Origin of the sequence: Paraburkholderia phenoliruptrix (assembly GCF_902859825.1) — a bacterium.
GTDB classification, from domain to species: domain Bacteria; phylum Pseudomonadota; class Gammaproteobacteria; order Burkholderiales; family Burkholderiaceae; genus Paraburkholderia; species Paraburkholderia phenoliruptrix.
Genome location: NZ_CADIKB010000002.1, coordinates 286,093 through 303,305 on the forward strand (window position 1 = coordinate 286,093; position 17,213 = coordinate 303,305).

General features: G+C 61.9%; 19 protein-coding genes. 10 read left to right on the forward strand and 9 right to left on the reverse strand.

Going from position 1 to position 17,213, the window contains the following annotated elements:
• Window positions 1–58: 58 nt before the first annotated feature.
• Together HV711_RS04065 and HV711_RS33785 are read right to left on the reverse strand one after the other, a co-directional pair.
• Window positions 59–613 (reverse strand): NADPH-dependent FMN reductase, encoded by a 555-nt coding sequence (locus HV711_RS04065; RefSeq protein WP_035484615.1) that lies wholly within the window; start codon window positions 611–613, stop codon window positions 59–61.
• Window positions 614–965: 352 nt separating this feature from the next.
• Window positions 966–1,097, reverse strand: coding sequence for a hypothetical protein (locus HV711_RS33785; RefSeq protein WP_013591258.1), 132 nt, complete (start codon window positions 1,095–1,097; stop codon window positions 966–968).
• A gap of 305 nt (window positions 1,098–1,402) precedes the next feature.
• On the opposite strand from HV711_RS33785, the gene HV711_RS04070 reads away from it, so the two are divergent.
• A complete protein-coding gene (locus tag HV711_RS04070) occupies window positions 1,403–2,158 on the forward strand; it encodes an RNA polymerase factor sigma-70 (RefSeq protein WP_013591259.1) in 756 nt (251 codons plus the stop codon).
• Window positions 2,139–2,348, forward strand: coding sequence for a zf-HC2 domain-containing protein (locus HV711_RS04075; RefSeq protein WP_175145002.1), 210 nt, complete (start codon window positions 2,139–2,141; stop codon window positions 2,346–2,348). The genes HV711_RS04070 and HV711_RS04075 overlap by 20 nt, the downstream gene beginning before the upstream one ends.
• 43 nt (window positions 2,349–2,391) lie before the next feature.
• On the opposite strand, the gene HV711_RS04080 is transcribed toward HV711_RS04075, so the two are convergent.
• Together HV711_RS04080 and arsC are read right to left on the reverse strand one after the other, a co-directional pair.
• The gene (locus tag HV711_RS04080) at window positions 2,392–2,682 is read right to left on the reverse strand and encodes a DUF1272 domain-containing protein (protein ID WP_013591261.1); all 291 of its coding nucleotides are present in this window, start codon (window positions 2,680–2,682) and stop codon (window positions 2,392–2,394) included.
• A gap of 205 nt (window positions 2,683–2,887) precedes the next feature.
• Window positions 2,888–3,247, reverse strand: a complete 360-nt coding sequence (arsC, locus tag HV711_RS04085; protein ID WP_028361306.1) for an arsenate reductase (glutaredoxin) — start codon at window positions 3,245–3,247, stop codon at window positions 2,888–2,890.
• Window positions 3,248–3,503: 256 nt separating this feature from the next.
• Between arsC and HV711_RS04090 the strand changes: the two genes are divergently transcribed.
• The 3 genes from HV711_RS04090 to HV711_RS04100 all read left to right on the forward strand — a co-directional run bounded on the left by HV711_RS04090 (window position 3,504) and on the right by HV711_RS04100 (window position 5,887).
• Window positions 3,504–3,851: a hypothetical protein gene (locus tag HV711_RS04090; RefSeq protein ID WP_175145004.1), complete on the forward strand. Its 348-nt coding sequence runs from the start codon at window positions 3,504–3,506 to the stop codon at window positions 3,849–3,851.
• 290 nt (window positions 3,852–4,141) lie between these two features.
• Window positions 4,142–4,804, forward strand: a complete 663-nt coding sequence (gene parA / locus HV711_RS04095; protein ID WP_013591263.1) for a ParA family partition ATPase — start codon at window positions 4,142–4,144, stop codon at window positions 4,802–4,804.
• A gap of 24 nt (window positions 4,805–4,828) precedes the next feature.
• A complete protein-coding gene (locus HV711_RS04100; protein ID WP_028361640.1) occupies window positions 4,829–5,887 on the forward strand; it encodes a ParB/RepB/Spo0J family partition protein in 1,059 nt (352 codons plus the stop codon).
• Between the two features lie 112 nt (window positions 5,888–5,999).
• On the opposite strand, the gene HV711_RS04105 is transcribed toward HV711_RS04100, so the two are convergent.
• On the reverse strand, window positions 6,000–7,349 hold the full coding sequence (locus HV711_RS04105) for a replication initiation protein (protein WP_013591265.1): 1,350 nt from the start codon (window positions 7,347–7,349) through the stop codon (window positions 6,000–6,002).
• A gap of 1,831 nt (window positions 7,350–9,180) precedes the next feature.
• Between HV711_RS04105 and HV711_RS04110 the strand changes: the two genes are divergently transcribed.
• Entirely contained in the window at window positions 9,181–10,386 is a 1,206-nt protein-coding gene (locus HV711_RS04110) for a DNA-binding protein (protein WP_035484612.1), read from the forward strand.
• A 59-nt stretch (window positions 10,387–10,445) separates the two neighbouring features.
• Here the strand turns inward: HV711_RS04110 and HV711_RS04115 are convergent, their stop codons facing one another.
• From HV711_RS04115 to HV711_RS04125, 3 genes are all read right to left on the reverse strand, one after another.
• Complete coding sequence (locus tag HV711_RS04115; RefSeq protein ID WP_035484610.1) at window positions 10,446–11,528, reverse strand: tyrosine-type recombinase/integrase; 1,083 nt, start codon at window positions 11,526–11,528, stop codon at window positions 10,446–10,448.
• A 55-nt stretch (window positions 11,529–11,583) separates the two neighbouring features.
• Window positions 11,584–11,982 carry a DUF2471 family protein gene (locus tag HV711_RS04120; protein WP_013591268.1) on the reverse strand — a complete coding sequence of 133 codons (399 nt, stop codon included), beginning with the start codon at window positions 11,980–11,982 and terminating at the stop codon, window positions 11,584–11,586.
• A 126-nt stretch (window positions 11,983–12,108) separates the two neighbouring features.
• Window positions 12,109–12,747, reverse strand: coding sequence for a helix-turn-helix domain-containing protein (locus tag HV711_RS04125; RefSeq protein WP_028361643.1), 639 nt, complete (start codon window positions 12,745–12,747; stop codon window positions 12,109–12,111).
• 130 nt (window positions 12,748–12,877) lie between these two features.
• Here HV711_RS04125 and HV711_RS04130 point away from each other — a divergent pair, with 130 nt between their 5' ends.
• Both HV711_RS04130 and tdh read left to right on the forward strand, forming a co-directional pair.
• Window positions 12,878–14,092 carry a glycine C-acetyltransferase gene (locus HV711_RS04130; protein WP_035484609.1) on the forward strand — a complete coding sequence of 405 codons (1,215 nt, stop codon included), beginning with the start codon at window positions 12,878–12,880 and terminating at the stop codon, window positions 14,090–14,092.
• A complete protein-coding gene (gene tdh / locus HV711_RS04135; RefSeq protein WP_028361645.1) occupies window positions 14,089–15,120 on the forward strand; it encodes an L-threonine 3-dehydrogenase in 1,032 nt (343 codons plus the stop codon). Before HV711_RS04130 ends, tdh begins: the two co-directional genes overlap by 4 nt.
• 53 nt (window positions 15,121–15,173) lie before the next feature.
• Here tdh and HV711_RS04140 read toward each other — a convergent pair whose 3' ends face one another.
• Window positions 15,174–15,824: a YceI family protein gene (locus tag HV711_RS04140; RefSeq protein WP_035484607.1), complete on the reverse strand. Its 651-nt coding sequence runs from the start codon at window positions 15,822–15,824 to the stop codon at window positions 15,174–15,176.
• Between the two features lie 110 nt (window positions 15,825–15,934).
• Here HV711_RS04140 and HV711_RS04145 point away from each other — a divergent pair, with 110 nt between their 5' ends.
• A complete protein-coding gene (locus HV711_RS04145; RefSeq protein WP_028361647.1) occupies window positions 15,935–16,627 on the forward strand; it encodes a TetR/AcrR family transcriptional regulator in 693 nt (230 codons plus the stop codon).
• Window positions 16,628–16,646: 19 nt separating this feature from the next.
• A complete protein-coding gene (locus HV711_RS04150; RefSeq protein ID WP_013591274.1) occupies window positions 16,647–17,126 on the forward strand; it encodes a nuclear transport factor 2 family protein in 480 nt (159 codons plus the stop codon).
• Window positions 17,127–17,213 lie beyond the last annotated feature (87 nt).

The window sequence follows — 17,213 nt, forward strand, 5'->3', positions numbered from 1 at the left end:
TTGGCGCGCGATTAACACGCCACGGGCCTCACGGGCGCGCGTGGCCGTGCACCGCGGCTCAAGCGGCCGCGTGCCGCTTGACCCATGCGACGTAGCGGTCGACGAAACTCTGCAGGAACTTGCGCGTGCCGTCGTTGAGGATTTCGCCTTTCTCGTTGATTACCGCGGGGTCGTGCTTGATGAACACCTCCGGCTGCCCGAGCGTAGCCACGTCGAGGTAGGCGAGCACATTGCGCAGATGCTGCTGCGCGAGCGCAGTGCCGGTCGCGCCGACCGAGGTGCCGATCACCGCGCCCGGCTTATTGCCCCAGGAATTCGCGCCCCACGGGCGCGAGCCCCAGTCGAGTGCATTTTTCAGCACGCCGGGAATGGACCGGTTGTATTCGGGTGTCACGAACAGCAGGCCATCGGCGGCCTCTACGCGTTGTTTGAGCTGCCTCGCGACTTCCGGGAAATCGGCGTCGTACTCCTGGCTGTAAAGAGGCAATGAACCGATGTCGATGAACTCGAACGTGAGTTCGGGCGGTGCGAGCGAGATGACGGCTTGCGCCAACTGGCGGTTGAACGACTCGCGGCGCAGGCTGCCGACGACGACTGCGATATGTAGGGCCATGATTCGTTTCCTTGAATGAGGCGCTCGGGGGCGCGAAGGGTACGAACTGTCCATCATAGGCAAAAAGCGCGGATCGATGCTGGTTGAAGGCCGCAGGCGGCGCAATTGGCGCAATAGCGTGACGGCTTTGCGCTAGCCCGGTGGATAAGCCCGCGGGCGGAAAAGTTATCCACAGATTTACTGAATAACCTTGTGGATAACTGATACTTTTGCCTTGTCAATCAAGCGTGCCTCCGGCCTATACCTTTTGGAGGCAGCGCGCCTTTTCGGGATCGGCGGGGAGCTTGGTCGCGGGGACGGTTCTGCCCGGCCCGGCACAACGATGCGCGCCGGGACTACAGCCGGCAATGGCTTAGTTGCCGAAAAACACGTTGCAGTAAGACGCGGGGCCGTTGCATTGCGACGGAGCGGCGGCTTGCGCGACGCCCGACGCGGCAGCGAACAGGGCAACGGAAGTGATCAGGGCGGACAGAATGCGTTTCATGGTGCTACTCCTCGTGGGGTTGGCTTGCGATCCCGGTCGATCGATGGGTGAAGAATAGCGATTCAGCGCCTGCGTAAAAACGCGCAAGTCAGGAAGACATCTTTTCGGATTTTGAAATAGTGGACGCGGCGTGTGCGCGCTGAAAGTGGGCGCTCGGCTTCTGCTCCGGCTTTGCAGGTATCGGGAACGTGGCCATGAGGCGATTCCGTCGCCTTTTCAATTTTCACAATAATGCGTTTCCGTTTGTCATACCGGCCCGCAAGATCCGACAAGATCATTGAGTAACCCACCGCGAGAAGCCGCACATGTTCAATACCGATTCGCTTGCGCTGCAACCTACGGCAGAATGGCGCACGTGTTCGAACCCCGTGCGAGATCAACGCCCCGCTCATGAGCGACAATCAGTCAGACGAAAACATTTGCCTTCCGCGAAGCGCGGAGCGGAGCATCTCGTGGCTCGCGTGAGCGAATCGGGATTCGACGATCCCGTCTATCTGACGCAACTGCGCCGGGATCTGGTGCGTTTCGCCCGTCTGCAACTGCGCGATGCGGCCGCAGCGGAAGACGCGGTTCAGGAAGCGCTCGCCGCTGCCTGGACACAGGCGGACCGGTTTGCCGGACAGTCCGAGCATAAGACGTGGGTTTTCGGAATTCTCAGGCACAAGCTCGTGGACACGCTGCGCGCCCGGCAACGTACCGTGAATCTCTCTGCGTTGGAGTCGGAACTCGAGGACGAGGCGCTGCTCGACCGCGAATTGTTCAAGGACAACGGCCACTGGTCGCAACAGACCAAACCCCGACCTTGGCCAACGCCTGAAACGGCGTTGCGCCAGCAACAATTCTGGATCTTGTTCGAGATGTGCCTGGAACATCTGCCTGAGCACATCGGCCGCGTTTTTATGATGCGCGAATTCCTCGACCTGGACATTGAGGCAATCTGCTCCGAGCTGCGGATGACGGCCAACCATTGCAGCGTGCTGATTTATCGGGCGCGGCTGCGTTTGCGCACCTGCCTGAGCGAGAAGGGCCTATCCAGCGAGGATGCGAATGGGGAAGTGTAAGAACATCACGCGCCTGCTGTCCGACGCGCTCGACCGCTCTTTGTCGACGGGCGAGTGGGTCGCCATCCGGCTGCATTTACCGACATGCAGCGGCTGCCGCAACTATCGCAAACAGATTCGGTTGCTGCGTGAAGCGGCTCACACGATGAGCGGCATTTCCATGCCGGACACGGCAGACAGCGACGATTGAGTTCGCGCTGCCTTGCAATCGCGCCAATGTTGTGACGGGAATTTTACCGTTCGCCAGGCGCCGTGTCGCGATAGCGCTCGAAGAAGCTGGCGTGCGATGCTTCATCGATTGCGATCGGGCTTCGCTCACTGCGGGCCGGGTGTTTTGCTAACTGCGCGCGAGTGCGTATCGGCCGACGCTCGAAATTGCCGCCGCAGTTCGGGCACACGTTGCGCAAGGCGGTGAGCGCGCAAACTTCACAGAAGGTGCACTCGTAGGTGCAGATCATCGCGTCGGGTGCGTTTGGCGGCAGTGACTTGCCACACCCTTCGCAAGACGGTCGTAGTTCCAGCATTCAGACTCCTCATTTCTGTTCGGCTTTGTGCTTTCATGCACGACACCGTTACGACGGCGAACGATTTGCCGTCGAGCACTGCGCCAGTTTAAGTGGCGGGCGCTGGAGGCAAGTGACACTCAGGCGTCAATTGCTGACAGCGGTGCGGCGAGGCTCCTCGTCTTGCTTTTGCGTTTCCCGCCGATTGAAGTTTGCCGTGGCGGCGTCACGCGAATAAGGTCGCTACGTTTTCGGGTGGTCGTCCGATTACCGCGCGCCCATTCCGCACGACAATCGGGCGTTGCAGAAGGATCGGGTGGGCGGCCAATGCTTCGTATAACTGAGCGTCGGAAAGCGTCGCGTCGGAAAGGCCCAGTTCTTTGTACTCCGGCTCAGAGTCGCGAATCATGTCCCGGATGGGGCAGCCTAATTGCCTGTTTAGCTGCTGCAACTGCTCGACCGTGAGCGGCTGCTTCAGATACTCAATAACCTCAGTCGGTTCCTGGGCGCGGTTGTACGTGGCGGTGATCAACTCACAAGTCGCTCGGGACTTCGAGCAGCGGGGGTTGTGGTAGATGGTGATCATTGCAGCTTGCTTGGTGATTTGGTTGGATCGCTGGGTGAGCGGGGGTGACCGGGTTGGGTGACGGATGGTTCGATTTTAGCCGGTCGTGGATGGGGGCTGGGCGACGGTTCCATTGGGTGGCCGGCTTGCTGTGCGTCCTCGCGGTGCGCCGTCGCGATTCGGGAGTTTATGCGCATAAACCGCTCGTGGAAGAAGATGGACATCCGTCGGCTTCTCTGCCGCGATGCGGAGGTCGGAGAAGCGTGGGGTTCGAGCAATGTCGGCCTGTGTCGCTGAGTCACGGCAACCCACGCTGGGGTGGCCGCTTGATCCTTGTCGGCTTCGTGCACGCCTAGCCGGAACACGAAAGAGTCGCGGCGCGCCCCGGCTGTCGCTGTCGCTGTCGCTGTCGCTGTCGCTGTCGCTGTCGCTGTCGCTGTCGCTGTCGCTGTCGCTGTCGCTGTCGCTGTCGCTGTCGCTGTCGGCTAAGGCTAAGGCTAAGGCTAAGGCTAAGGCTAAGGCTAAGGCTAAGGCTAAGGCTAAGGCTAAGGGCCGAGTTTATGCGCATAAACCGCCCGGGCTAGCCGCACCCCTTTCGCCCGTGCGCGCCTGGGGCCCCGCGTAAGCGCCGCCCGAAACCTCAGTACCGTCCTGAGAGCGCCGGCATCAGATGCCGATGCCGCGCGCTCCTGTAACTGGCGGACTTCGGCGCCGGCCTGAACCTCAGCGTGAACCCTCACCATACGAGACGAGGGGCAAGGAAGACACTTCGCCCCGCGCCGTTCCTCTGTCCCTGCCATCTTTATGCGCATAAACCTGGCCGTTCGGCTATCCCATCTCTTTTTTTAAAAGAAATGATTGAAATGAGAAATCATCCAGGTAAAATCCATCTGCGTCTAAAAAAGGAGGTGAACATTGGCAGCGGAAATCATCGCGGTAACTCAGCAGAAAGGTGGAGTCGGGAAGAGCACAATCGCGATGCACCTCGGGGCGGCCTTTCATGAGAAGGGCAAAAGAGTCCTGGTTGTCGACGCCGATGGTCAGAACACACTCATCCACTGGGCCAGCGCCTCATCCGACGGAGACACCGGCATACCGTTCCCCGTCGTGAATCTTTCCGAGGCCGGCAGCCAGATTCATCGTGAGATCAAGAAATTCGTAGCCGACTACGACATCATCGTCGTCGATTGCCCGCCCTCCATCACAGAGAAGGTGTCGGGCGTGGTGCTATTGGCGGCGAGCGTTGCCGTGATACCGACTTCATCCTCACCCGCTGATTACTGGTCGAGCGTCGGCCTCGTCAAGCTCGTTCAGCAAGCACAGGTCATGAACGAAGATCTGCGCGCGGTGTTCCTGCTGAACAAGACCGAAGAAAAGCGGATGCTGACGCGCGAACTTAAGCGCGCGTTAGAGGAACTCGGATTCCCCCTCCTCAAGACCCAGATCCCAACGCGGGAAGCCTACAAGCAGGCCATGGCGTTGGGCCAGACAGTACTCCAGATGAGCGACCGCGGCGCCAAGCTCGCGGCCATCGAAGTGAGGGCGTGCGCGAACGAGATCGCCGCCTTGCTCCCCTGAGTTTATGCGCATAAAGGACCCTGAATGAAACCCTCCCAATTCGCCAAAGGCTTTCAAGCACGTCCTGATACGACCAGCAGCGAGAAACGAACTGCCCTGGATCGTCTGAACGCCATCGACGGTTTGGTCAAGAACAATGCTCCGAAGCCGCCGGACGGAACCGCTCGGACTTTGTCGTCCGTCGTCTCGCCGATGTCCGCCGACCTCGACTCCGTCGATACGGAAAACGAGTCCGCCGCCTATCGTTCGTGGAGAATGCAGCACGGCTACCGCCCCGGCCAGGTCATTGAACTCGCGCTGAAGACCATCAAGCCGAGCCCGTTCAATCCGCGGCATTTCTATCTGAAGTCGTCCATTGCCGAGCTCGCCGTCAACCTGGCGAAGCAAGGGCAGCAGCAGGCAATCCATGTCATTCCCGACTACGACAACCCCGGCACGTACTTCGTCAGCGACGGCGGCCGACGCGTGCGCGCGCTGAAGGAAGCGAACAAGGAAACCGTAAAGGCGATCGTGATCGATCTGCCAATCGGATTGGAAAGCTACAAGCTCGGCTACGATCTGAACGTCCAGCGCGACTCGCAGACGGTGTTCGACAACGCCGTCGTCTGGAAACGCTTTCTTGACGATCGTCATTTCCAGAGCCAGAAAGAACTCGCAGAGCATCTCGGCCTGGACGAGTCGACGGTCGCGGTCGCACTGTCAATCGCCAAATTGCCGGAGACCGTCATGCAAGAGATGGTGGCGCGCCCGGATCGCTTCGGTTCAAACATGGCTTATCAGGTGGGCCGTTACCACGCCGCCCGCGGCGCGGACGCCACGCTGCGGCTCATCAACAAGATTCTCTCCGACGACCTCAGCACGCGGCAGGTCGCCGATATCGTCAAGGGCAGGGCCACCACGCAGGAAAGCGCCAAGCCGGCGGGCAGGCAACGCTACGCGCAACGGCTGGAGATCAAGCTGGATGGTGTGGCAGTGGGCGACCTGAAGTCGTACGGAGATGACCGGCTCGAGCTACGGCTCAAGGGTCTCACGCGCGAGAAGCGCGACGACATCCTTCGCCAGATTGAAAAGATGTTGAAGTAGCAAATGCAGAAGCGGCAGAAGTAGCAGCAGTCAGCGGCGGCACAACGGTTACTGCCGATGGCCGCCGCCACAAACGCCGCGCGGCCGCCAGACGATCAGGCGGGCACACACCTCACGCCGCGCGCGACTGGCTCAACGTGAAGGCGAGCAGATCGCCGTCCGTTGGCTCGCCCCAAGTCTTGCGCGCAAGCCAGTCGAAGAAAGCGGTTTCGACAATCTTCGAGTCCAGCCCGCGGCGGCGCCAGTCGTCGCGCATATGAGCACCGAGGCCCGGCAACTCCTCTTCCTCGAAAGACTGCCGCGCAATCTCCCGCTCCGACTCGCCCTGTTCGTCATACAGTTCGCGCGCTTCCTTGCGGCGATAGGCGGAGTATTCGCCCAACAGACGCGCCTTCAGGTCGTCGGCAGGCGCCGCCACCGCGGCCTTCGCCCCGCCCGTGGACGGAACGGCTTCGACCGGCGGTGCGTAGCCCTTCTTGAGCGCATCCTTGAAGAGCGCCGGCGCGCTGCGGACCGGCGGCAATGACGTGCTGCGCATGCGTTGCTCGGTCATCTGCAAAGCCGCGCGGATTCGGTTTTCCTCGCTGTCCGCGTAGAGCGTTTGCGCCTCTTTCAGCGGGATGCCGATCTTGACCATTCGGTCCACCAGCGTGCTGTCGAACACGTTCGGGTGCTCGTCGAGCGCGAGCATCGGCTGCTTGCGCTCGGTCACGCGAAACTGGATCTCAGCCACGCGCCGGCCTTCGCGATGTTCGATCAGCTCGACGAAGATATTCGTGACGGCGTTGACCTCGGCGATTGCGGGCCGCAAATAGTCGCGCTTGAAGTACTTGTACTCGCGCTTTGCCTCGTCGCCGGCTTCCGTGTCGGGCGTACCTGACAGAATGGGACGCCACCATTCCCACGATTCGCGCATCGTCAAATGGCTGGGATTGGTCAGATAGCGCACGCAGATTTCGTACAGCGCAAGGCCCGCGCTGCTGCGCAACTGACTCTGGAATTGCAGGCTCAAGCGTGCATACTGGACCGGGTCGAGCAGCTTTTTCTTGATCTTGGGCGCAAACGAAAACTCCACCCAGACTCGGCGCGTGGTCGGATCTTCGAGAATTTCCGCGTCGGCGATCAGGGTCGAAATGCCCCATTTGCGGCCCGGCTTCTGGCTGGAGGTGCCCGTGCTCCATTCGACCTGAACCGAAACCATGCGCCGCAGGTGCTCCTTGACGAGCGCGGTGTCGTTGGAGTCGAACGCGGAATTGGCCACAATGTCGGACAGCAACGCGCGATAGGTGTCGCCCGATTCGTCCGCCTGCTGGGCAACGGCCAGCAGCACATTGAAGAGCTTGCGGGTCAGCAACGTGATCTTGCCGCTCTTGGGCTGAATCGCGATCGCCTCGACGGCCTTGCGCAACTCCGCCGAGCTGGGGCTGACTACATCGGTTTTCTTGGCGCGCTTCGTGGCCATGCGTCTGGTCAAGGAGGATTTGGCGAGAGCATACCGACTGTGGTGATACGCGTCTATAGCGCGGCGCTCACCGTTGCGGGTGATGGCAGTTTCCGCGACGCGACTCACCTCGGGCGACTCCCGAAAACCCTCACCTCATGATTCCACGCAGGATTCCGGCGATCCTTTAGCGTCGCGGGTTGGGAAAAACCGGGCGAATTCTCCCATGCGCTGAAAGGGGAATGCCTCATCCCGAATCTTCTCACCACAAAAATTTTTTGCGCTTTCGACCATTGTGCCTTGGAGCCGCAGCCCTGGCGCTCGTCGCGCACGCATCGACAGTTTATTGACACCTACCCACTTCCGGCGATGCACGTCGTTGTTCGCCCACGCTCGCGACGGTTCTTCACTGCCCCCTCGGACGCCCATGTCCACGCTGGGCCTCGATAAGACCATCCATCTCCTGTAAAGGCTCACCGTTGAGGAGCGGGAGCGCTCCGCATGGCGCGGGTGTCGCAAGCACAATGCGTTAGACGCGGACATAAACCGTCCCGGAAACGCTCACCTTAGGAACGTAACCCTGTCGCGAGAGCCGCGAAAAGGCGCTTCCCGAAAACCCTCACCTTTCGCTGAATTGTGGAGTTTCCTTTTAACTTTCAATGCCTTAGTCCAATCACACAGCCGACACACGCACCGCTCGCCCCACACGCGTTCTCCCGTAAAGCCTCACCTTAAGGGCAGACTGCGGTTGTCCTCGGCCCTTTACCCCGCTAGAAACGGTCCCGAAAACCCTCACCTTTACGATTCGCGTGTCCACCGCAGCCACAAAAAGAAGCCCCATCCAGAGCACATTTCCGGCATGCAGTTGGTGCCAGGCTCCCGAATCACCTCACCTTTGTCGTTAAATGCCACCGAAAACAACTCCCGAAACGCCTCACCTCTGGCGACCAGCGACTCCAATTTCCCGTGAAGCGGCCGACAAGGAGCACCACTCCCGTATTTGCTCACCTTCCGGCGGGATGTCGAACTTTTCTCCATCGCCGCCATGCCGGACCCAGCAGCGCATGCCCCGGCAAGCTCCCGAAAAAGCTCACCTTGGCCCTTGCATTGCACAAAATTGAGGCAAAAGAGGCTCTCAAGCCCCGTAAAACCTCACCTTCGCCTGGCGTTTTCTCCTGTCCCGGCTCACCTCAAGGTTTCTGGAGGCTCGGACATCGATAAAAACAGGCCGTTTGAACAGTCCCGAAAACGCTCACCTTGCCGCTGACGGTGCCTGGACCCGTCGGCGCGCACAGCCGGGGACTTGCCGTCGGTTTGCTCCCGGAAAACCTCACCGTCGCCTGTTTCGCCACGAAAGGGCGCTTCCTGAACCCGCTCACGATCTGTCCCGCAGCTGCTCACCGGTGTCCCCGAACCCCATCACTTCAGATTCCCGCAAGACCTCACCAAGCCTCCCGGAAAGCTTCACCTTCACGGCCGGCAAAGCCCGCCAGGTAAGGCATTGCCGTGGCGTTAACGGTTTTAACATGGGTTCAAAGGTGTTTATATTTATAACTCTCAAGCCCGAGACCCGCGAGTCCTTCGGATAGACCCCCAGCCCACCGCCGCCCCTTGCTTGCGTGTCGTGAAACAGTGCGCGATGCGTCCGGGAACCCGTAATCCCGTTTGCAAACAATCGCTTATAAGATGTTCTTAGTTTTGTTTCACGGAAAAGGCGCCCTCGCGCGGTATGGCAAAGGGAAATAAACCGCGCATCGGCCCTTTTGCCTGTCGCGGCAACACAAGAGCGAAAAACTGTAGCGTTCGATACGTAAATTGTTATGATTCGTGAAATCACGTAGACGAGGCCCGTATGAATCTGGACGACGAACGCCGAGCGATCCGCGAAGAGCTCGACACCCTGCGGTCTGCCGGGGCGCGACGGCAGGATCTGTCGCTGCACGCCTGCAAGCGATTGTTCTTTGATCTCGGCATACGTCCGTCGATAGCAGCCGTGCGCGATCTCACGCAGACGGGCAGTGCGAGCGACATCCCAAAGGACATCGATCATTTCTGGGAGCGCATTCGCGACGTGTCGCGCATGAAGGTCGGTGCCGGCGCCATCCCGAAAGCGTTGGAAGAGCGCGCCGGAGAACTGCTGGGCGCGCTTTTCGAAGAAGCCGTCGCGCAGGCACGCAGCGCGTTGGATGCCGAGCGCGAGGAAGTCCGCGCCCAGATCGCCGCGGCCGAGCAACGTGCGCGCGATGCGGAAATCCGCCGCGACGCCGCCGACGAAGCCATCAAGCGCAGCGAGCAACGGGCAGAATCGGCGTGGGAACGCGTTCGAGCCCTAGAGGCAGAGCTTTCGAGCGTGGCGACACACGGCACAGCTCACCAGGAAGGCCTGCAGGCTGCGGTTCGTCGGCTGGAACAAGAAAACCAGACACTTCGCCAACGCGTCGACAGCGAGCAGGCGACGAATGCGACGCTGCGCGACCGTATCGACGCATTGCACGTCGAGCTGCGCCAGAGCACCGAGCATTATGCGCAACAGATTAAAGACGCCGTCGCGGAGGCCGAGCGCCGCGTCAAGCCGATGCTCGTCGAACTGGACTCGCTGCGCAGCATGGCCGCGACGTATCAGTCCGGCGTGCGCGACGCGAGCCGCAAGGAATTCGAGTTCATTCAGCAACTGGCGGCCGCCAAAGCGCGCGGCGACCGGCTCGACGCCCAGTTGCGCGAACAATCGGACGAGCTGGATGCGCTGACGAAGGAACTGGCGACGCTGCGCAGCCGGCAGGGCATCGATCCCGCCATTGGCAGTCTGCTCTATTCGCTCGTGCAGGCGGGTCGTCTCACGAGCGACGAATTGCACACCATCGGCACGGCGGCAGATGGCCATGTGAGCTTGCCGCTGCGTTGTCCCAAGTGCGAGGAAGGTGAGCCGGAACTGTCCCAGGTGGATCACCGGTTCGAATTGCAATGTCCGGAATGCGAGCATTCGTCGGGGCCCGGCGATTCACGGCTCGAAGCGGTGAGCCGGTTTTTGTCGCGCGGCGCATTGTCGACGACCGCCTGAAGCGAGCGTCCGACAGTCGCCAAAGGTGAGGAAATTCGGGACGCGAACCGTGAGAGGTTTCAGGATTCCGCTCGTCCCGCCGTCCGCGTCAAACGCCCGTCCGTCCGAGGTTCCGGCAGCAGCTGCGCGGCGGGATCCGGCTCGTCGGTTGCTCGTGAATTTTGCTGTTCCATCCACGTTTGCCAGGCGCGATACAGACGATTCGCGGAGACCGCCTGAACAAATCCGAGCCATTGCCCGACGAGTTCCGCCTCCACTCCGCTTTCGAACAGATCGGCTGCAAAAGTGTTGCGCAAGGTTTGCGGGCTGGCGCGCGAGGTACGCGACGCGGCAATGCCGGCCGCGTCCACGAGCGCATCCACGGCGCGAAGCATGGTGGCTTTGTGCATCGGCCGGCCGGATGGCGACGCCGCAAACACGAGATTGCCGGCCAGTTCCACCAGCCGGCGTTCAGCGAGCCAGGCGTCGAGAATCGCGCAGGCGAAGGGCGCCAGCCGCGTCCGCCGCACGAGCGTCGGATTCGCCGAGTCGATGGTGACCCATGGCGAGCCCGGCGTCGTGCAACTAACCGTGAGCGCGGCGGCCTCGCCCGTCTTCAGTCCGCCACCGAGAAACACGGCGACCAGCGCGCGGTCGCGCCGCTCCTTCCAGCGCCGCGCTCTCGACAAACCCTGCACTGGCGAAAAGAGATGCGCGATCAGCGCGGTCCGCTCCGCATGATCGAGAAATCCGGTCGGCTCATTGTCGCGCGCGTTGCGCCATGCAGCTTCGCCGTCCTGAGCAATGAAGCGTGCGGGATTCGTCGACGATGCCTCGACTTCGCGCACATGATCCAGCACCCGCTCGATTAACCGCAGATAGCGCACGCGCTGCGGCTTGCGAACCTCGAGGCCGGCGACGAAATCGGCGATGGCATGGGTATCCACATTAGCGAGGCTTTTTCCGCGCGCAGCGAGCCACTCGAGAAAGAGGCCCCATTGCGCCTGATAAACCTGTGCTGACGACCGCCGGAAATGCTGCTTCGCGAGCCACGCGTCGAAGGCAATGTGCGGATCGCGGCGCCAGTCTTCGCGTTGCTGATCGAAGAGATCGGTGGACGGCTCCGGGCGCGGGACGAGATCGGACAGGTGGGGAGGCGACATGCGCAAATTATCGGTTAGTTGCGCATAGTGTAGACGAGCAAAGCAAAGCGCCGGCTCAGTCGCCCCAAGCCTGGACCCGCTTCGGCGCGGGATCTTGCAGCGCGCGTTGCGCGGCACCGCGAGCCGCTTCTTCGTAGGCCGACACAGCAAAGGCGAAAACGGCGGGCAGCGCGGTGGACATGCCGAAATCCACGGTCTCGTCCGTTTCGGGATAAGGCAGGTCCGACGGACGTTGAAAGAGACCGAGCATGAGCGCGTCATGCCGGCTGGCAAATCCGAGGTCCGCGAGCGCCTCGGCTTCGATGGCATGAAGCAGCCGCCAGGTCAGCGGAACCTGTTGCACGATGTAGCGCGCGGCGATGTTGCGGACGATATGTTCGAGATCGCGCGCGGCGGTTTGGTAGCGCAGCGCGGCCAGAGCGCGGTCGGTCGGGGCGGTCTTGAGGTCGTTCATTATCGGCTCCAGTCGATAGCCTGTACTGTACAAACATACAGTGTTCGACGCAACCTCGCGCAAGTCCGGATTCCGGTAGCCTGCCGCCCCGCGATCCGCCGCGACGCGCCACGGTGAGCCCGCCGCTCAGCCGTGAATCACCACCAGCAGGGCTTTCGCCTCGCTCTTGCCGGCATTGCGGATGGCATGCGGCTCATCCGCGACATAGCGTGCGGTGTCCGCCGCCTTGAGCCGCTTCGTCGCGCCCGCCGCCTCGATTTCCACGGAGCCCTGCAGCACCGTCAGATGTTCGCGCGTGCCGGGTTCGTGCGCATTCGACACGAGCGCCCCGCCCGGCTGCAGCGTCAACTCGTACCACTCGAATTTGCCGGCCAACTCGATCGGCCCCCACACGCGCAACTGGTATTTTGCATCGTGGCCACTCAGCGTGGGGATGTCGTGCGGACCCGCCACGGCGATCGCTTCAGGCGTCTTCTGCGGCGCAAACAGCGAATCGAGGCTCACGCCCAGCGCATTGGTCAGCCGCCAGGCAACCGCAATTGTCGGATTCGCCTTGTCGCGCTCGATTTCCGAAAGCATCGATTTCGACACGCCCGCCGCCCGCGAGAGATCGTCGAGCGTCATGCGCCTCTCGGCGCGCAAACGCTGAATCTGCTCGCCGACGCGCGGTGGCGCCGCGATTGCCGGCGCCGCCATTGCAGTGGGCGTGGGCGCCGCGCCGCCCGCCGCACGGCGAATACCCGAACTTGCCATTTCCTGACCCATCGTTTAGAGTTGTTCGACATACCGGATTTTAGTTCGGAAAAACGAAAATATCCGATAAAACTGACAGCCGACTATAACAGGCCGTTCCCTGTTCGCCCACGGCAGTCTCACCCATTCAGGAGCCCGCTTCATGCCTGACCCATTTCTCGCCCATCTGCGCGGCACGCTCGAGCAGATCCGCGCCGACGGTTTTTACAAGAGCGAGCGCGTGATCGCGAGCCCGCAATCGGCCGATATCCGGCTCGCCAACGGCCAGGACGTGCTGAATTTCTGCGCGAACAATTACCTCGGCCTTGCCGACGACGCCCGCTTGATCGAGGCCGCAAAACAGGGGCTCGACGCTGACGGCTTCGGCATGGCTTCCGTGCGGTTCATCTGCGGCACGCAGACGGTGCATAAACAGCTCGAGCAGGCGCTCGCCGAATTTCTGCAGACCGACGACTGCATTCTCTATTCGAGCTGTTTCGATGCAAACGGTGGCCTCTTCGAAACGCTGCTCGATGAGAACGACGCCATCATCAGCGACGAGTTGAACCACGCGAGCATTATCGACGGCGTGCGGCTTTCCAAGGCCAAGCGCTTTCGCTACAAAAACAACGACCTCGCGGACCTCGAGTCGAAGCTGAAAGAGGCCGACGCTGCGGGCGCGCGCTTCAAGCTGATCGCGACAGACGGCGTGTTTTCCATGGACGGCATCATCGCCGACCTCGCCGGCATCTGCGATCTGGCGGACCGCTACGGCGCACTCGTCATGGTCGACGACTCGCACGCGGTCGGTTTTGTCGGCGAGCACGGGCGCGGCACGCCGGAACATTGCGGCGTGCTCTCGCGCGTCGACATCATCACCGGCACGCTCGGCAAGGCACTCGGCGGCGCTTCGGGCGGCTATGTCGCCGCGCGCAAGGAAATCGTCGAATTGCTGCGCCAGCGCTCGCGGCCCTATCTGTTCTCGAACACGCTCACGCCGAGCATCGCGGCGGCGTCGCTGAAAGTGCTCGAATTGCTGGCAAGCGACGAAGGCGCGCAACTGCGCGCACGCGTGCGCGGAAACGGCGCGCACTTTCGCAGCAGAATGAGTGCGCTCGGCTTCACGCTCGTGCCCGGCGAACATCCGATCATTCCGGTCATGCTCGGCGACGCGCAGCTTGCTTCGAAAATGGCCGATGCGCTCTTGAACGAAGGCGTCTACGTAATCGGCTTTTCGTTCCCCGTGGTGCCGAGGGGCCGCGCCCGCATCCGCACGCAAATGAGTGCTGCGCATACGACGGAACAGATCGACCGCGCCGTGGATGCGTTTGCGCGCGTCGGCCGCGAGCTTGGCGTGATACCGGCGGAGGGCGCATGAAAGCACTTGCCAAACTCGAACGCGCGCCGGGCCTCACGCTCACCGACGTCAAGGTGCCCGAAGTCGGCCATAACGACGTGATGATCCGCATCACGCGCACGGCGATTTGCGGCACGGACATTCACATCTGGAAGTGGGACGACTGGGCGCAAAAAACGATTCCAGTGCCCATGCATGTCGGCCACGAGTATGTCGGCGAGATCGTCGACATGGGTCAGGAAGTGCGCGGCTTTTCGATCGGCGACCGCGTGTCGGGCGAAGGGCACATTACCTGCGGCTTCTGCCGCAATTGCCGCGCGGGCCGCCGGCATTTGTGCCGCAATACGGTGGGCGTCGGCGTGAATCGCGAGGGCGCGTTCGCGGAATATCTCGTGATTCCGGCGTTCAACGCGTTCAAGATTCCGCCGGAAATATCCGACGATCTCGCGGCGATCTTCGACCCGTTCGGCAACGCCACGCACACGGCGCTGTCGTTCAATCTGGTCGGTGAAGACGTGCTGATTACCGGCGCGGGCCCGATCGGCATCATGGCGGTGGCGATCGCGAAGCACGTGGGCGCGCGCAATGTCGTCATTACAGACATCAACGATTACCGGCTCGAACTCGCGCGCAAGATGGGCGCGACGCGGGCCGTGAATGTGTCGCGTGAATCGTTGCGCGACGTGATGGCGGATCTGCACATGGCCGAAGGTTTCGACGTGGGCCTTGAAATGTCCGGCGTGCCGAGCGCTTTTACCAGCATGCTCGAAGCGATGAACCACGGCGGCAAGATTGCGCTGCTCGGCATTCCGCCGGCGCAAACCGCCATCGACTGGACGCAGGTGATTTTCAAAGGCCTCGAAATCAAGGGCATTTACGGCCGCGAGATGTTCGAGACCTGGTACAAGATGGTGGCGATGCTGCAAAGCGGCCTTGACCTGTCGCCGATCCTCACGCATCACTTCAAGATCGACGATTATCAGCAGGCGTTCGCTACCATGCTCTCCGGCGAAAGCGGCAAGGTCATTCTCGACTGGACCGCCGCGTAGCCCAATCAACGAATCGACTCGCGGCAGCTGCATCCGGAACGCCCGCGGTGCGCTTACGCGCCTGCGGGCGTTCTGCCGAATTCAGCCTCGATACGCACGTGAATGTCGTCGCCGACTGCGGGATACCACGTCGCCAGACCGAACTTCGCGCGGCTGAAACGCCCCTCGGCCGAAAAACCGAGCGTGTCCCTTTTCGTCAGCGGATCGCGCGCGAAACCGTTGAAGGTCACATCGAGCATGACCGGCTGCGTCACGCCGTGAATGGTCAGATCGCCCGTCAACGTGCCGCGCGCGTCGCCGGTGCGTTCGAACTTCGTGCTCACGAAACGGATTTCCGGATACTGCTCCACGTCCAGCAGGCTCGCGCTTTTCACCATTTTGTCGAGCAGCGGCACGTTCGTGTCGATGCTCGCGGCGTCGATCGAAACCGACACGCTACTCTGCGCGAGACCGCCTTCGTTCCACTGCAATTGCCCTTTCTTGCGGTCGAGCCGCATCGCGAAGCGCGAGTACTTGAAGTGCTCAACGTCGAAGATGATGCTGCAATGGTCGGCGTCGAGGTCGTAACGCCCCACCGGCACGCGCGCCTCGTCCTGGCTGACCGAGTGCGTGAGCACTTGCAGCGGCGTGCAGGCCACGGCAGTGAGCAGCGCTGCCGCGAGTAAAGCGCGCACGACGACGGCACGCGCGGTGAATGCATTCATCAGGTGGGTTCCGGTTGTTTGCTCACCAGCAAAGATAACAGTTGCCGCACAGCTCGCGCAAAAACCCGCTAAGACTTGACGAGGGAGAATGATCGTTCTACTCTTCGCCCATGGCTACTGACGCTCACATTGAAAACGCACCCGCGCCGAGCGCGCGTGAGCGCCTGCTCGACGCGGCGGAAGCGTTGATTTACGCGGGCGGCATTCATGCAACCGGCGTGGACGCGATCGTCCGGCAGTCCGGCACCGCGCGCAAAAGCTTCTACACGCATTTCGAATCCAAAGACGCGCTCGTTGCGGCCGCGCTCGAAAGGCGCGACGAACGCTGGATGAACTGGTTTATCTCAGGCACGCAGCAGCACGGCACGGGCGCGCGCAAGCGTCTCCTGGGCATGTTCGAGGTGTTGCGCGAATGGTTCGCGTCGGCGGACTTTCACGGTTGCGCGTTCCTCAACGCGGCCGGCGAGATTGCTTCGGCCGAAGATCCGATTCGCGTGGTCGCGCGCGAGCACAAGGAACGCCTGCTGGCTTTCGTGCGGACTCAGTTCGACGACTTCGTCGCTGAAACGAAACTGGACGCGAGGCGCGCCGCGGCTTTGTCGCGGCAGTGGCTCGTATTGCTCGACGGCGCGATCGCCGTTGCGCTCGTGAGCGGCGAGCCTGACGCCGCGCTCGACGCGCAGGCGGTCGCCCGAACCCTGCTCGACGCGCAATTGCCCCGCAAGCCGAACGCGGCCGCCCGCAACGCTGGCTCACGCCGATCATCAACCAAGCCCCCGCCGACGAGGCGGACTCCAACCTGACCCACAAGCGAGGTGCCTCATGGCCGACACGATCGAAACCCGCCCGCCGCTGCCGCCGTTCACGCGCGAAACCGCCATCCAGAAAGTCCGCGCCGCTGAAGACGGCTGGAATACGCGCGACCCCGAACGCGTATCGCTCGCGTATACCGTGGACAGCGTGTGGCGCAATCGCGCCGAGTTCACGCGTGGCCGCGCCGGGATAGTCGAGTTCCTGCGCCGCAAATGGGCGAAGGAGCTCGACTATCGGCTGATCAAGGAACTATGGGCCTTCACCGATAACCGCATTGCCGTGCGCTTCGCCTATGAATGGCACGACGATTCGAACAACTGGTTCCGCTCGTACGGCAACGAGAACTGGGAGTTCGACGAACACGGATTGATGGCGCGCCGTCACGCGAGCATCAACGATCTGCCGATCCGCGAAGCCGACCGCCTGTACCACTGGCCGCTCGGCCGCCGTCCTGACGATCACCCGAGCCTCTCGGACCTCGGTCTGTAAGCGCCCCGCATGCAACGTGAAGGCGCGCGGCGTCTTCACCGCTCTGCCATCGCTCCTCCGTTATGGTTGTGCTGCCGACTGCCGGCA

Excerpts from the sequence above, each read along its gene's own strand:
- HV711_RS04065 (WP_035484615.1), bottom strand. The coding sequence starts at position 613 with ATGGCCCTACATATCGCAGTCGTCGTCGGCAGCCTGCGCCGCGAGTCG.
- HV711_RS33785 (WP_013591258.1), bottom strand. The coding sequence starts at position 1,097 with ATGAAACGCATTCTGTCCGCCCTGATCACTTCCGTTGCCCTGTTCGCT.
- HV711_RS04070 (WP_013591259.1), top strand. The coding sequence starts at position 1,403 with ATGTTCAATACCGATTCGCTTGCGCTGCAACCTACGGCAGAATGGCGC.
- HV711_RS04075 (WP_175145002.1), top strand. The coding sequence starts at position 2,139 with ATGCGAATGGGGAAGTGTAAGAACATCACGCGCCTGCTGTCCGACGCG.
- HV711_RS04080 (WP_013591261.1), bottom strand. The coding sequence starts at position 2,682 with ATGCTGGAACTACGACCGTCTTGCGAAGGGTGTGGCAAGTCACTGCCG.
- arsC (WP_028361306.1), bottom strand. The coding sequence starts at position 3,247 with ATGATCACCATCTACCACAACCCCCGCTGCTCGAAGTCCCGAGCGACT.
- HV711_RS04090 (WP_175145004.1), top strand. The coding sequence starts at position 3,504 with ATGTCGGCCTGTGTCGCTGAGTCACGGCAACCCACGCTGGGGTGGCCG.
- HV711_RS04100 (WP_028361640.1), top strand. The coding sequence starts at position 4,829 with ATGAAACCCTCCCAATTCGCCAAAGGCTTTCAAGCACGTCCTGATACG.
- HV711_RS04105 (WP_013591265.1), bottom strand. The coding sequence starts at position 7,349 with ATGGCCACGAAGCGCGCCAAGAAAACCGATGTAGTCAGCCCCAGCTCG.
- HV711_RS04110 (WP_035484612.1), top strand. The coding sequence starts at position 9,181 with ATGAATCTGGACGACGAACGCCGAGCGATCCGCGAAGAGCTCGACACC.
- HV711_RS04115 (WP_035484610.1), bottom strand. The coding sequence starts at position 11,528 with ATGTCGCCTCCCCACCTGTCCGATCTCGTCCCGCGCCCGGAGCCGTCC.
- HV711_RS04120 (WP_013591268.1), bottom strand. The coding sequence starts at position 11,982 with ATGAACGACCTCAAGACCGCCCCGACCGACCGCGCTCTGGCCGCGCTG.
- HV711_RS04125 (WP_028361643.1), bottom strand. The coding sequence starts at position 12,747 with ATGGGTCAGGAAATGGCAAGTTCGGGTATTCGCCGTGCGGCGGGCGGC.
- HV711_RS04130 (WP_035484609.1), top strand. The coding sequence starts at position 12,878 with ATGCCTGACCCATTTCTCGCCCATCTGCGCGGCACGCTCGAGCAGATC.
- tdh (WP_028361645.1), top strand. The coding sequence starts at position 14,089 with ATGAAAGCACTTGCCAAACTCGAACGCGCGCCGGGCCTCACGCTCACC.
- HV711_RS04140 (WP_035484607.1), bottom strand. The coding sequence starts at position 15,824 with ATGAATGCATTCACCGCGCGTGCCGTCGTCGTGCGCGCTTTACTCGCG.
- HV711_RS04145 (WP_028361647.1), top strand. The coding sequence starts at position 15,935 with ATGGCTACTGACGCTCACATTGAAAACGCACCCGCGCCGAGCGCGCGT.
- HV711_RS04150 (WP_013591274.1), top strand. The coding sequence starts at position 16,647 with ATGGCCGACACGATCGAAACCCGCCCGCCGCTGCCGCCGTTCACGCGC.